Below are 13402 nucleotides of genomic sequence, written 5' to 3' on the forward strand. Positions count from 1 at the left end.
GGGATGCCGTGCGACCACGCCACCACAGGGGAGGAAGACCCAACCATGACTGATGCCCGCACGGACTCCGGCCGCGTCCCGACGACGCAGCTGACGACCGTCTGCGCGCGCGGCGGCCGCGTCACCTTCGACGTGCCCGCCGACTGGGAGACCATCGTGCTGTCCGAGGACGCCGGCGTCGTCGCCGCTCTCGAACCGGACCGCGCCGGACTCTTCCGCACCAACGTGGTGCTCACCGCCGGCCCCGTCGACGGGCCGCTCGGTGACTGGCAGCGACAGGTCACCCGCCACGACGAGGAGGTCGCGGAGCACCTGCTGCTCGACCACGAGCAGCTCGGCGTCGGCGGACACGCCGGCTCCCGTCGCCTCACGACGCACTCGACACCCGCCCGCGAGTCGGTGACGACGGAGTCGTGGTCGACGGTCGTCGACGGTCTGGGCGTCACCCTCACGGCGAACGCCGGCACGCTGCGGCTCACCGAGCTGGCGCCGCTCATCGACGCGGTCGCCTCCAGCCTCGTCGTGCGCAAGGCCGGGTGCGTGCCCGACGACACGCCGGGGCGCGTGCCCGCATGAGCGTCGAGTTCGACCCCACGAGCGGCACCCTTCGACTCGACGCCGAGGCGTTCATCACGCTCGCCGAGCTCTCGAGCGACACGGTCGACCCGTGCGACACCACGCTCGGGCGCCTCGTCGACGCCGGCGCCGTCCTGGACGGGGTGCCGCACCCGCTGCTCCGACAGGCTGTGGCGGCCGTCGCCGGATCGGTCGCCTCGTTGCAGGTGCTGGTCGCGGGGCCCGTGGACGTCCGGCTCCACCACGGCTACCTCTCGGACGACGTCGCCCTGCTCACCGACCTCGGCGACGGGACGTACGACTTCGCAGCTGTTGGGGCTGAGTTCGTGCCCGAGTCGATCGCCCGCATCACCCGCATCGGGCCGCGGCCGCGCCTGTCCGCCGGTTCAGCCGCTGTCGACGAGGCCGTCCTCGACGACCTCGCGTCCAGCTCGTCCGCAGCGCGGGCCTCTGGTGTCGACGCCCTCGCCGAGCTCCTGACCCCGTGGCCGGGCGCCACGGAGGCCGTCCGTGCCGGAGCCTGGCACCTCGCCCTCGTCGACGTGACCTTCGTCGACGGCGGCCGCACGGTCGCGCGCCGGCTCGCCTGGTTCGACACCGACGCCGGCCTGCTGCGCGTCCAGGCCGACGAGCACGGTCCGGTGCTCGTGCCCGTCGCCACGACGGAGCTGTGGCGGGCCGTCGTCGCCGTGCTCCCGGACTACCTCGACCCGGGAACCGTGGCCCGTTCGGCGTAACCGCTCGGCGTAACCGCTCGGCGTGACCGATCCACGCGACCGGGCCCCGACGTGGCAGACTGCGCGTGGCGACTGGGAGAGGAATCCGGTGCAAGTCCGGAGCGGTCCCGCCACTGTGAACCCCTGACCTGACGGTCGCGGGAAGCCAGGGCATCTCCCGTCGCTGGACTCGCCCGCCGGGCGGGTCCGGTCCACCGACGCGGGCGCGGCACCCGCAGGAGGCTCGCAGTCACATGCGCGACAGCACGAACGACGGCAGGAACGACGGCCCCGACGGCGGCTCCGACGGCGGCTCCGGCCGCGCCGGCAACCGCCCCGGCGGCGACGCGGCTCACCGGCCGGTCACCTTCCCCTTCTCGGCGGTCGTCGGGTCGGACGACCTGGCCCTGGCACTCGTGCTCACGGCCGTCTCCCCCGACGTCGGCGGCGTGCTCGTGCGCGGCGAGAAGGGCACCGCGAAGTCGACGATGGTGCGCGGCCTGGCCGCGGTGATGCCGGAGCAGCACGTCGTGGCCGGCTGTCGGTTCGGCTGCGCGCCCGAGGACGGCGGCGGTGCCGGTGCCGGCTGCCCCGACGGGCCGCACGACCAGACCGCCCCGGTCGACACGCGCCCGGCCCGGCTCGTCGAGCTGCCGATCGGCGCCACCGAGGACCGCGTCGTCGGTTCGCTTGACCTCGAGCGTGCGCTGGGACGCGGCGAGACGGCATACCAACCGGGGCTGCTCGCCGCCGCGAACCGCGGCATCCTTTACGTCGACGAGGTCAACCTGCTCCACGACCACCTCGTCGACCTGCTGCTCGACGCGGCAGCCATGGGTCGCAACACCGTCGAGCGCGATGGCGTCTCGGTGTCACACGCCGCGCGCGTCGTCCTGGTCGGCACGATGAACCCCGAGGAGGGCGAGCTGCGCCCGCAGCTGCTCGACCGCTTCGGGCTGACCGTCGAGGTCGCGGCGCCGCGTGAGCCCGCGCTGCGCGCCGAGGTCGTACGCCGCCGGCTCGCCTTCGACGCCGACCCGGCTGCGTTCGTGGCCCGGTTCGAGCCCGACCAGCAGGCGCTGCGCGCCCGCATCGCCGACGCCCGGTCCCGGGTCGGCGAGGTGAGGCTGACGGACGACATGCTGACGCGGATCGCCACGGTGTGCGCCGGCTTCGAGGTGGACGGCCTTCGCGCCGACATCGTCACCGCTCGCGCCGCCGTCGCGCACGCCGCGTGGGCAGGACGCCCGACGGTGACGGTCGCCGACGTGCGCGCCGCGGCCCGCCTCGCACTGCCGCACCGCCGCCGGCGCAACCCCTTCGACTCCCCGGGCCTCGACGAGGACCTGCTCGACCGGCTGCTCGGCAACGACGACCCGGAGCCGGAGCCCGACCCCGAACTTGGCCCGGGCGACGGCAGCGATCAGCCGAACGCGAGCAGCGACGGCAACGCGAGCGACGGCAACGCGAGCGACGGCAACGCGAGCGACGGCAACGCGAGCGACGGCAAGGCCAGCGACGACCGCCACCCCGAACCACAGCGAGCGGAGCACGAGTCCGGCGAACCCGACGGCGAGACCGAGCCGGGGCCCGGGTCTCCTTCTCCCGCAGGCTCACCCGCCGCAGGCGTGAGCTCCGCCGAGGAGCCCTACCGCGCACGCCTGTTGCGCGCCAAGGGCGTCGGGCACGGCGACCCGGGACGTCGCTCGGCCGCCATCACCAGCTCTGGCCGCCGCGTCGGCTCGACCACGCGCCCCAGGGGGCCGGTCCACCTGCCTGCGACCATCCGCGCGGCAGCGAGCCGGGCGACCGCGAGCCCGGCGACCGCGAGCCCGGCGACCGCGAGCCCGGCGACCGCGAGCGCTGGGCTCCGGGTGCTTCCCGGCGACCTGCGCCGGTCGGTGCTCCAAGGTCGCGAGTCCAACCTCGTGCTGCTCTGCGTCGACGCCTCCGGCTCGATGGCGGCGCGCCGACGCATGGAGGCGGTGAAGTCGGCCGTCCTGTCCCTGTTGCTCGACGCCTACCAGCGCCGCGACAAGGTCGGCCTCGTCACCTTCCGCGGCGCGGCTGCCGACCTCACCCTCCCCCCGACCGGGTCCGTCGACATCGCCGCGCGGCGGCTGCGCGACCTGCCCCACGGTGGACGGACACCCCTCGCGGAAGGGCTCGAGACGGCATACGAAACCCTTCGCGTCGAACGGCTGCGTGACCCGAACCGCAGGGCGCTCCTCGTCGTCGTCACCGACGGCCGAGCCACGAGCGGTATTGACGCTCTTGGCCGCTCGGGTCGCGCGGCTGCCCTTCTGCGCCACGAGGCCGTGGAGTCGGTGGTGCTCGACTGCGAGACCGGTCGGTTCCGGATGGGCCTCGCCGCCCGCCTGTCCGAGCAGCTCGGCGCCGAGCACCTGCCGGTCGGCGAGCTCGCGGCCTCGGCCATCGTCGGCGCGGCTCGAGCGATCCGTTCCACCACGGGGAGGGCCGCCTGATGCAGGGACAGCCGACCACGGTCCCGGCCGACGGGCTCACCACCCGGCAGCGCCGCAACCGGCCGCTGCTCATCGTCCACACGGGCGACGGCAAGGGTAAGTCGACGGCGGCCTTCGGGCTCGCACTGCGTGGCTGGAACCAGGGCTGGTCGGTCGGCGTGTTCCAGTTCGTCAAGAGCGCGAAGTGGCGCATCGGCGAGCAGACCGCTGTCGAGACCCTCGGCGAGCTGTACCGCGAGACCGGCCGCGGTGGGCCGATGGAGTGGCACAAGATGGGCGCCGGCTGGTCCTGGGCGCGCAAGGAGGGCACCGGCGACGACCATGCCGAGACGGCACGCGAGGGCTGGGCCGAGATCAAGCGGCGGCTGGCCACCGAGACGCACGGCGTCTACGTGCTCGACGAGTTCACCTACCCGATGGCGTGGGGCTGGATCGACGTCGACGACGTCGTGACCACCCTGCGCGACCGCCCGGGCCACCAGCACGTCGTCATCACCGGGCGCCGGTGCCCGCAGGCCGTCCTCGACCTCGCCGACATCGTGACCGAGATGACGAAGGTCAAGCACCCCTTCGACGCCGGCCAGAAGGGCCAGCGGGGGATCGAGTGGTGAGCGCCGTCGACGCCCTAGGCGGCGCCCTCGGGGCGGCGTTCGGCCGGCTGCCCGAGACGTCCGGGGAGCCGCCGGAGCCCGCCGGAACGGTGCTGCCGCGGCTCATCGTCTCGGCTCCGGGATCCGGCCACGGCAAGACGACCCTCGCCACGGGTCTCATGGCGGCGATGCGCGCGCGTGGGCTGGGAGTCGCCGGCTTCAAGGTCGGGCCGGACTTCATCGACCCGGGCTACCACTCCCTCGCCACCGGACGGCCCGGCCGCAACCTCGACCCGTTCCTCACCAGCCAGGCCCTCGTCGCGCCGATGCTCGTCCACGGCGCAGCGGCTGACGGCCACACCGACGTGGCGGTCATCGAGGGCGTCATGGGACTCTTCGACGGCCGCGTCGGCGGCGACGGCTACGCCTCCACCGCTCACGTCGCGTCGCTCACCCGCACCCCCATCGTCCTCGCGCTCGACGTCAGCCACATGACGCGCACCGCCGCTGCGATCGTGCACGGCCTCGCCACCTTCGAGCCCGGCATCCGGGTGGCCGGCGTCGTGCTCAACAAGGCTGCGTCCGGGCGGCACATGCGCGAGGTGTGGTCGGCCCTCGACGCCACCGGCGTGCCCGTGCTCGGTGTGCTGCCGCGGGAGGCCGGTATCGAGGCGCCGTCGCGGCACCTGGGTCTGGTGCCGGCCGCCGAGCGCGACGAGGCCGCCGAGTCCATCGCGCTGCTCGCCGAACGCGTCGCCGAGCACGTCGACCTCGACCACGTCATGTCCATCGCGCGCTCGGCGCCCGACCTCGACGCGAGCGCCTGGGACCCCTCGGCTGCGCTGGGTGACGCTGCTCGCCCGGACGCCGTCGGCTCCGGCCCGCACGGCCGCAGGCCCGTCGTCGCGGTGGCGGGCGGCCGCGCCTTCACGTTCCGCTACCCCGAGACCGACGAGCTGCTGCGCGCGGCAGGGCTCGAGCCGGTGGTGTTCGACCCGCTGACCTCGCGGAGCCTGCCCGAAGGCACCGCCGGGCTCTACCTCGGGGGCGGATTCCCTGAGGTCCACGCCGAGGAGCTGTCTGCGAACTCCTCACTGCGAGAAGACGTCCGCCGTTCGGTCACCGCAGGTCTGCCGACGGTCGCGGAGTGCGCTGGCATGCTCTACCTCAGCGCAGCCGTCGACGGCAACGAGATGGTCGGTGTCGTCCCCGGCGTCGGCTCCATGGGGCCGCGCCTCGCACTGGGCTACCGCACGGCCGTGGCTCCCGGCGACTCGGTGCTGGGAGTGCCGGGCACCCGCGCCACCGGCCACGAGTTCCATCGCACGACGATCAGCGCCGACCAGCTCGCCTCCGGCCCGTCTCCCGCAGCGTGGCTACTCGATGGGTCCCCCGACGGCTTCGCGCTCGACCCCGCGGGCACCGGTCGGGCCACCGTGCACGCGTCGTACCTCCACACGCACTGGGCCGGGCACCCGCACCTCGCGGCTCGCTTCGCCGGTGCCGTGCACGCGTATGCCGCGTCGGCCCGCCCCTCGAGGCACGCGTCGTGAGCGTCGACCTGCACCACCACGGCGACCGCGACGTCGCGCCGGGTCTGGTCGACCTCGCCGTCAACGTGCGCCTGCCCGGGCCGCCGCCGTGGCTCGCCGACGTCATCGCCGACTCCCTGCGCGACCTCGGGCGCTACCCCGACGCTGCTCCGGCGGCCGAGGCCATCGCGGCACACCACGGCGTCGACCCCGCCTGCGTGCTTCCGACTGCGGGTGGGGCGGAGGCGTTCACCCTCCTGGCCCGCGGCGTGCACGCCGCACGGCCCGTCGTGGTGCACCCGCAGTTCACCGAGCCCGAGGCCGCGCTGACCGCGGCCGGTCGAGTCGTCGGGCGGTGCGTGCTGCCGCGCGAGACGGGCTTCCGGCTCGACCCTCGCGCCTTCGCGGAAGGGGGCGTGCACGCGCAGGCCGACCTGGTCGTCGTCGGCAACCCGACGAACCCGACCGGCGTGCTGCACCCTGCGTCCGACCTGCTCGCGCTGCGCGCGCCGGGTCGCGTCGTCGTCGTCGACGAGGCCTTCATGGACGCCGTGCCGGGCGAGTCCCAGTCGGTCATCGGCCCCGACCTCGAGGGCCTGCTCGTCGTCCGGTCGCTCACGAAGACGTGGGGACTCGCCGGGTTGAGGGCTGGTTACGTCGTCGGTGACCCGTCTGTCGTCACCGCTCTCCGCGGGATGCAGCCCCCGTGGTCGGTCTCGAGCCCGGCCGTGGCCGCCACCGTGGCCTGTCTCTCGGAGGGCGCCATCGCCGAGGCGGAGGCCGGCGCCATGACGATCGCTGCAGACCGCGACGTGCTCGTCCAAGAGCTGGCTGCCGTCGGGCTCGGCACCGCCGCGCCCTCCGACGCCCCCTTCGTGCTCGTCGACACGAGCCCCCTGGGCACCACCTCCGTGAGGGAGGAGATGGCCGACCTCGGCTTCGCCGTCCGGCGTGGCGAGACGTTCCCGGGGCTCGGGCCCTCGTGGATCCGGCTCGCCGTGCGAGACCCTGAGACGTCGCGAGCCGTCGCCGCCGCGCTCGCCGAGCTGGGAAGGTTGCGCCGTGTCGCCTGAGCTGAGCTTCACCGGGCTGTCGGTCCTACTGGCCCGGGTCACCCCGCACTCGGTCGCCATCGTGCACGCGCTGCTGCGCGACGAGGCCCGGGTCACCGTCGCGGCACACCTCGACGACCTGCCGACCTCGTTGCGCGACCTCGCCGAGCGCGGTCTCGTCACGCTCGACGGGACCGCCGACCCGACCGCATACGACGTCGTGCTCCGGGCGGACGTCTCGACGTCGCCGTCCACTGCCGACCTGCCGACGGCGGCTGCAACCAGCCCCGCGATCGGGTCGGTGACGCTGCTCGGCGGGGGGCTGGGTGACCCCGGCCTGTTGACCGTCGCAGGCATCGAGGCGATCCGCCGCGCCGACGTCATCGTGCACGACCGTCTCGCCCCGCTCAGCGCCCTGCGCCACGCCCGCGACGACGTCGTGGTCATCGACGTGGGCAAGATCCCCCGCGGCGACTTCACCCCCCAGGAACGCATCAACGACGTCATCGTCGAGCACGCCCTCGCCGGACGGAACGTGCTGCGGTTCAAGGGCGGCGACAACTTCGTCTTCGGTCGCGGAGGTGAGGAGGCCGAGGCCTGCACTGCACGCGGCATCCCGGTCACGGTGATCCCCGGCATCTCGTCGAGCATCGCGGCGCCAGCTCTCGCAGGCATCCCGGTGACGCACCGGGCACTCGTCCAGGGCTTCACAGTGGTCAGCGGCCACGTGCCCCCGGGTGACGACCGCAGCACCCTCGACTGGGGCGCCATCGCCCGCAGCAGGACGACGATCGTGGTCCTCATGGGGGTGGCGACGCTCGGTGCGATCGCCGAAACGCTCGTGTCGGAAGGGATGTCACCCCAGACTCCCGCCGCCGTCGTCGCCGACGCCGGCCTTCCGAGCATGCGCGCCGTGCGTGCACCGCTGGCCGAGATCGCCGAGACGTCCGCGCGCGAAGGGCTTGGCGCGCCCGCGGTCGTCGTCATCGGCGACGTCGCTGCGCTCGACGTGCTCCGATGAGCCGGACCCTCGGACTGGCACTCGGCTTCCTGCTCGACCGGGCCTTCGGAGACCCGCGCCATTGGCACCCCGTTGCCGGGTTCGGTTCTGCTGCCATCGCGCTCGAGAAGAGAACGTATGCCGCTCGCCGCGGTCGCGGGGTCGGCCACGTCGCCGCGCTCGTCGGCTCGACGGCCGCACTGGGCATGGTCGCCGAGCGGTCGGCGCGAGGGAACGGGACCGCCCACACGCTCCTGACCGCCGCGGCGACCTGGGTCGTGCTCGGCGGACGGTCGCTCACCCGTGAGGCCGGCGCCATCGACGGCCAGCTCCGACGGGGCGACCTGACCGCTGCCCGCACCCAGGTGCGCAACCTCGTCGGGCGAGAGACGTCCGGCCTCGATGCCGACGGGGTGGCCCGCGCCTGCATCGAGTCGTTCGCCGAGAACACCTCGGACGCCGTCGTGGCACCACTGCTGTGGGGCGGGCTCCTCGGCGTGCCGGGCCTGCTCGCCTACAGAGCCGTCAACACGCTGGATGCGATGGTCGGCCATCGCAACGAGCGCTATGCCGAGTTCGGTTGGGCCGCAGCGCGACTCGACGACATCGTCAACTGGGCTCCCGCCCGGCTGGCCGGGGCCCTCGCCCTGGCTGCCGCGCCGACCCGGTCGCGCGCCGCCGCAGGATGGGTGGCGATCCGACGTGACGCTCCCGCACACCCGAGCCCGAACGGTGGCGTCGTCGAGGCGGCGTTCGCCGGCGTGCTCGGCGTCCGCCTCGGCGGTTCCAACACCTATGACGGACGGGTGGAGCACCGCGGGACCCTCGGCACCGGACCGGCTGCCGGGCGCGCCGACATCGCGCCGGCCGCACGCCTCGCCAGACGCGTATCCGGAGGCGCCCTCCTCACCGCCCTCGCCGTGTCGCTCGCCGCATCGCGCTCACGCAGGGGCCTTCCGACTGCTGGGTAGCGCTACTCAAAAGGGTCTTCCGACGGTATCTCTCCTCGCTCGAGCCCCTCTGACGGGCGGTGCCGGGTCACCGAGGCCCGGCCAGAACCGAGGAGTTGTCATGAAGGACCTCTCACCCATGTCGGCCCGCTTCACCCGCAGCCACGAGGGCTACGTCCACCCGCCGCGGCTCGACGCGTGGGAGCAGACCGTGATCGGCCCCGACGGGATGCGGCCGAGCTGGCCCGGTGGCTCGATCTCGGGCTGCGACGACGGCTGGGACGACTGCGACGAGTGACCCGTACCCCGGCGACCGACAGACCAAGGAGTAGACCCATGACCCGAGTTGCGATCGTCACCCTCGCGGGCGACCTCCACGCGTACGTGATCCGCAAGCACCTGCGGGAGGCCCACGACATCGACGCGGCCATCATCGCCTCCGACAGTCTCTCGGCCGCCGGGGGACTCACCTGGGCCAACGTCGACGGCCCGGAACACACCCTGCCGACCGAGGGTGGCGGCACGGTCGCGGTCCGTGACCTCGACCTCGTGTGGTGGCGCCGCTGCCACGGCCGGCCCACGGTGCCCGAGGCGGTCACCGACACCCAGCTGCGCAAGCTCGTCGTCAAGGACAACCGGGCCGCACTGCGGGGGACGCTCCTCGCCGGGTTCTCGGGGACGTGGATCAGCGACCCGTTCGCGACCGAGCGCGCCCAGAACAAGCTCCTCCAGCTCAGCGTCGCCCGGGCCGTCGGCCTCACGGTGCCGCGCACGCTGGTCAGTTCCGACCCGGAGGACGTGCGCGACTTCACCCGCGCCCACGGGGGCACCGTCATCGCGAAGACCCTGACCGGGTTGTTGGGGACGTCCCTGCAGGCCGGACGGGTGACCCTCGACTCCCTCGACGACGACGCGGAGATCACGGTCGCGGCGACCGTCTACCAGGAGGAGGTGCCGGGCACCGACCACCTGCGCGTCATGGTCTTCGGCGACTCGGTGCACGCGGCCCGGATCAGCAGCGCCGAGCTGGACTGGCGGCTCGCGAACGACATGGTCGTCGAGCCGGTCGGCCTCGAGCACCGGCTCTCGGACGCCCTTCGCGAGGTGACCCGACGCCTGGGCCTGCGGATGGGGGTCTTCGACCTCAAGGTCCGTCCCGACGGGCACCCGGTCTTCCTCGAGGTGAACCCGCAGGGGCAGTTCCTCTTCGTCGAGGGAATGTCAGACATGCCGCTGGGGGCCGCGTTCGCGACCTTCGTGGCCGACGAGCTCGCACGCAGCCCTCGCAGGCCGGCACCCGCGCTCTGACCTGATCGAGAGAACGCTCCGTCGCCGGCCGAACGCGACGCAGCGTTCTCTCGATCGGGCGGTTGCGGGCGGTTGGCGCGTGGCCCGGGGTGACGGAGCGTTCTCTCGATCGGGCAGTGGGCGTGCGTGGCTCTTACGGAGTGTTCTCTCGATCGGGGTGGAGGTCGACCTCGTCGCCGAGGTGGATGTGTCCGGAGCTGAGCAGCCGGAACACCGTCCCGCCCCTGGCGTGCAGCGCCCGCGCGGCACCCGGGCCGAGGTTGTCGTCGAGCAGCCGGCACGGCGCCGCGACCCGCACCACCTCGAGCTCGACGTCGCCGATGGTGATCCGGGTGCCCGGCTTCGTCGGGATGGTGCCACCGGAGATCGTGATGTTGCGCCTCGTCAGGCCCGGGTCGACGGGTCGCCCGAGGTCGGCCGCTGCCGCCGCGAGGTCGGCCGCTGACTGCACGGTGACGTGCCGGTGCCTGCTGCCGTGGTAGCGGTCGCCGACGAGCCCGACGCCCGCCTCGGCCTCGACGCTCTCGACCGAACGCGTCGGCAGCCGGCGAGCCTTCGCCACGTGCAGGCCCACGACCGTGGGCTGCACGGCACCGACGGGCTCCTCGCTCATGCCAGCAAGGCTAGGCGTCGGCCTTCGGAAGCGGCGGGACGGGTGGGATGCGCAGCCCCGGCGGGGGCGAGCCGTGCTCGCGTTCGTACCAGGCGGCATACGCGGCGACAGCGGTCGGCAGGGTCGGGAAGATCAGGGCGGCGCCGACTCGCTCGACGAAGCCACCGGCCTCGAGCGAGACCCGCAGGTCCTCCTTGACGCGTGCCATGGCGAAGACGATGCGCCGGCGCTCCAGGCTCGCGCGAAGTGACTCGAGGGCGTCGACGGCCGTGAGGTCGACCTCGGTGTTGGCCTCGGCGTTGAGCAGGAACCACGACACCTCGCCGTGCTGCTGGGCCTCGTCGACCACCTGCAGGGCACGCGTCGTGAAGTCGTCGGCGTTGGCGAAGAAGAGTGGCGAGTCGTAGCGGTAGACGACGAGGCCGGGCACCTGGACGGCGTTCGGGTGGTCGTCGATGTCGTGCATCCCGGCGACGTCGGGCACGTAGCCGAGCACGCCGTCGTGCGGGTGCCGGATGCGGCGCAGCAGGTCCAGCACCGACAGCGCGATGGCGGCGCCGATGCCCGGCAGCACGCCGAAGAGCAGCACCGCGACCGTCGTCGAGAGCGCCAGCACGAGCTCGCTGCGACGGAACGCGGCGATGCGCCGCATCTCCGGGATGTCGACGAGGCGGATCGCCGCGTAGACGACGACGGCGCCCAGCGCCGCGGTGGGGAACGCTCCGATGAGCGGCCCGAGCCACAGCAGGGTGGCGACCACGAGGCCGAGCGAGACGAGCGAGTGCAGCTGCGTCCGGGCTCCCATCGCGTCGGCGATGACGGTGCGGCTGCCGCTCGAGCTGACCGGGAAGCCGTGCAGCAGTCCGGTCGCCACGTTGGCCCCGCCGAGGGCGAGGAACTCCTGGTTGCTGTCGATGTGCTCGCGGTGGCGCGCCCCGAAGGCCCGGCCGGTGAGCACGTTGTCGGAGTAGGCGACGACGGCGATGCCGAGCGCCGCCGGCAGCAGCCGCCACACGTCGACAGTGCCGAGGTCGGGAAGCCGGATCGCCGGCAGCCCACGGGGCACGTCGCCGACGACCGAGACGCCGGCGCGGTCGACGAGCCCGAACACCGCGACCACGAGGGTCGCCCCGAGCATCCCGATGAGCGGGCCGGGCCAGGTGGGCCGGAGCCGCTGGAAGCCGAGGAGCAGGACGAGCACCCCGAGCGCCAGCAGCAGCGTCGGCAGGTGCGTCGCGCCGAGGTGCGTGACGGCATACGCGAGCTCCTGGAGGAACGAATCGCCCCGCACGCGGATGCCGGTGACCTTCCCGATCTGGCTGACGACCATGAGTGCGGCGATGCCTGCCATGTAGCCGACGAGCACCGGCTTGGACAGCAGGTCGGAGAGGAAGCCGAGGCGCGTGAGGAAGCCGACGACGCAGATGAGCCCGACGGCGATCGCGAGCAGCGCCGCCGTCTCCTGCCGCATCGCCACGCCGCCCGCCGCCGTGACGAGCGCGCCGACGCCGGCGGCCGTCATGAGCGCGGTCGTCGACTCGGGCCCGACCGAGAGCTGCCGTGACGAGCCGAGCAGCGCGTAGACGAGCAGGCTCGGCCCCACCGCCCAGAGCCCGGTGACGGCGGGGAGCCCCGCGACCTCGGCGTACGCGAGCACCTGGGGCACGAGGTACGCGGCGACCGTGATGCCGCCGAGCACGTCGCCGCGCAGCCACACCTTGTCGTAGTCGCGCAGCACGACGAGTCCGGGGAGCAACCGCTCCCACAGCGCCCGCTCCCGCTGCTCTGCCGTCACGCGATCGAACGTACGCGAGGACGTATGCCGTCAGGTGCGTTTCGGGTCGGGCGCCGCCACGACGCGGTCGAGGGCGTCGTCGACCGACTCGACGACGAGCACGCCCGTCGGCACCGCCGGCCTGCGCACCACCACCACCGGCACGCCGACGTCGTGGGCGGCGGCGAGCTTCGCCTCGGTGAGGGACCCGCCGGAGTCCTTCGTGAGGAGGACGTCGATGCGGCGGCTCTCGAGCAGCTCTCGCTCGGCGGCATACGGGTAGGGCCCGCGGGCCCGCAGCACCTCCCACGTGGGGGGGACGTCCCAGTCGGGGGGGTCGACGACCCGGGCCAGGACGTAGCGGTCGGTCCACGTCGCGAAGGACTCGAGCTGCTGCCGGCCGGTGGTGAGGAAGGGGCGTTGCCCGAGGCCCTGGGCGGCGGTGCGGGCGGCGTCGACGTCATCGACCCAGGTGAAGGTGTCGGCGACGGGGTGGTGCGCCCAGCCGGGACGCTGCAGCCGCACGAGCGGCACCCCGACCCGCGCAGTGGCGGCGACGGCGTTGGCGGTGATCTGCTGCGCGAAGGGGTGGGTGGCGTCGACGACGTGGTCGAAGCCCTCGGTCACCAGGTGCTCGGCGAGGCCGTCGACACCACCGAAGCCGCCCACGCGCACCGCGCCGACGGGCAGGGCGGGGGCACTGACCCGGCCCGCCAGGCTGGACACGACGTCGACGCCGCGCCCGACGAGCGCAGCGGCGAGCGCCCGGGCCTCGCCGGTGCCCCCGAGGATGAGGACGCGCACG

The 13402-nt window shown here is 73.7% G+C and carries 13 protein-coding genes and 1 riboswitch; of the genes, 10 read left to right on the forward strand and 3 right to left on the reverse strand.

The features are described 5' to 3' along the window. Nucleotides 1-45 precede the first annotated feature (45 nt). From AB4091_RS05270 to AB4091_RS05315, 10 genes are all read left to right on the forward strand, one after another. Nucleotides 46-576, forward strand: coding sequence for a hypothetical protein (locus tag AB4091_RS05270; protein ID WP_442290675.1), 531 nt, complete (start codon nucleotides 46-48; stop codon nucleotides 574-576). Next, the gene (locus AB4091_RS05275) at nucleotides 573-1313 is read left to right on the forward strand and encodes a hypothetical protein (protein WP_442290676.1); all 741 of its coding nucleotides are present in this window, start codon (nucleotides 573-575) and stop codon (nucleotides 1311-1313) included. The genes AB4091_RS05270 and AB4091_RS05275 overlap by 4 nt, the downstream gene beginning before the upstream one ends. A 22-nt stretch (nucleotides 1314-1335) precedes the next feature. Then, nucleotides 1336-1488: riboswitch (cobalamin riboswitch) on the forward strand. A 58-nt stretch (nucleotides 1489-1546) separates the two neighbouring features. Continuing rightward, the gene (locus AB4091_RS05280) at nucleotides 1547-3778 is read left to right on the forward strand and encodes a VWA domain-containing protein (RefSeq protein ID WP_442290677.1); all 2232 of its coding nucleotides are present in this window, start codon (nucleotides 1547-1549) and stop codon (nucleotides 3776-3778) included. Then, complete coding sequence (cobO, locus tag AB4091_RS05285) at nucleotides 3778-4389, forward strand: cob(I)yrinic acid a,c-diamide adenosyltransferase (RefSeq protein ID WP_442290678.1); 612 nt, start codon at nucleotides 3778-3780, stop codon at nucleotides 4387-4389. The genes AB4091_RS05280 and cobO overlap by 1 nt, the downstream gene beginning before the upstream one ends. After that, the gene (locus AB4091_RS05290; RefSeq protein WP_442290679.1) at nucleotides 4386-5921 is read left to right on the forward strand and encodes a cobyrinate a,c-diamide synthase; all 1536 of its coding nucleotides are present in this window, start codon (nucleotides 4386-4388) and stop codon (nucleotides 5919-5921) included. Before cobO ends, AB4091_RS05290 begins: the two co-directional genes overlap by 4 nt. Further along, complete coding sequence (cobC, locus tag AB4091_RS05295; protein ID WP_442290680.1) at nucleotides 5918-6973, forward strand: Rv2231c family pyridoxal phosphate-dependent protein CobC; 1056 nt, start codon at nucleotides 5918-5920, stop codon at nucleotides 6971-6973. Before AB4091_RS05290 ends, cobC begins: the two co-directional genes overlap by 4 nt. Continuing rightward, entirely contained in the window at nucleotides 6963-7973 is a 1011-nt protein-coding gene (gene cobA / locus AB4091_RS05300; protein WP_442290681.1) for a uroporphyrinogen-III C-methyltransferase, read from the forward strand. The genes cobC and cobA overlap by 11 nt, the downstream gene beginning before the upstream one ends. Beyond that, nucleotides 7970-8923 carry a cobalamin biosynthesis protein gene (locus AB4091_RS05305; protein ID WP_442290682.1) on the forward strand — a complete coding sequence of 318 codons (954 nt, stop codon included), beginning with the start codon at nucleotides 7970-7972 and terminating at the stop codon, nucleotides 8921-8923. The genes cobA and AB4091_RS05305 overlap by 4 nt, the downstream gene beginning before the upstream one ends. Before the next feature lie 100 nt (nucleotides 8924-9023). Next, nucleotides 9024-9200: a hypothetical protein gene (locus AB4091_RS05310; protein WP_442290683.1), complete on the forward strand. Its 177-nt coding sequence runs from the start codon at nucleotides 9024-9026 to the stop codon at nucleotides 9198-9200. Between the two features lie 38 nt (nucleotides 9201-9238). Beyond that, a complete protein-coding gene (locus tag AB4091_RS05315) occupies nucleotides 9239-10210 on the forward strand; it encodes an ATP-grasp domain-containing protein (protein ID WP_442290684.1) in 972 nt (323 codons plus the stop codon). Nucleotides 10211-10343: 133 nt separating this feature from the next. On the opposite strand, the gene AB4091_RS05320 is transcribed toward AB4091_RS05315, so the two are convergent. The 3 genes from AB4091_RS05320 to AB4091_RS05330 are packed head-to-tail and all read right to left on the reverse strand — an operon-like array spanning nucleotide 10344 to nucleotide 13401. Further along, nucleotides 10344-10823: an MOSC domain-containing protein gene (locus AB4091_RS05320; RefSeq protein WP_442290685.1), complete on the reverse strand. Its 480-nt coding sequence runs from the start codon at nucleotides 10821-10823 to the stop codon at nucleotides 10344-10346. A 10-nt stretch (nucleotides 10824-10833) separates the two neighbouring features. Next, entirely contained in the window at nucleotides 10834-12618 is a 1785-nt protein-coding gene (locus tag AB4091_RS05325; protein WP_442290686.1) for a SulP family inorganic anion transporter, read from the reverse strand. 30 nt (nucleotides 12619-12648) lie between these two features. Beyond that, entirely contained in the window at nucleotides 12649-13401 is a 753-nt protein-coding gene (locus AB4091_RS05330) for a cobalt-precorrin-6A reductase (RefSeq protein ID WP_442290687.1), read from the reverse strand. Nucleotide 13402 lies beyond the last annotated feature (1 nt).

This window comes from Terrabacter sp. 2RAF25 (assembly GCF_052115265.1).
Classification (GTDB): domain Bacteria; phylum Actinomycetota; class Actinomycetes; order Actinomycetales; family Dermatophilaceae; genus Terrabacter.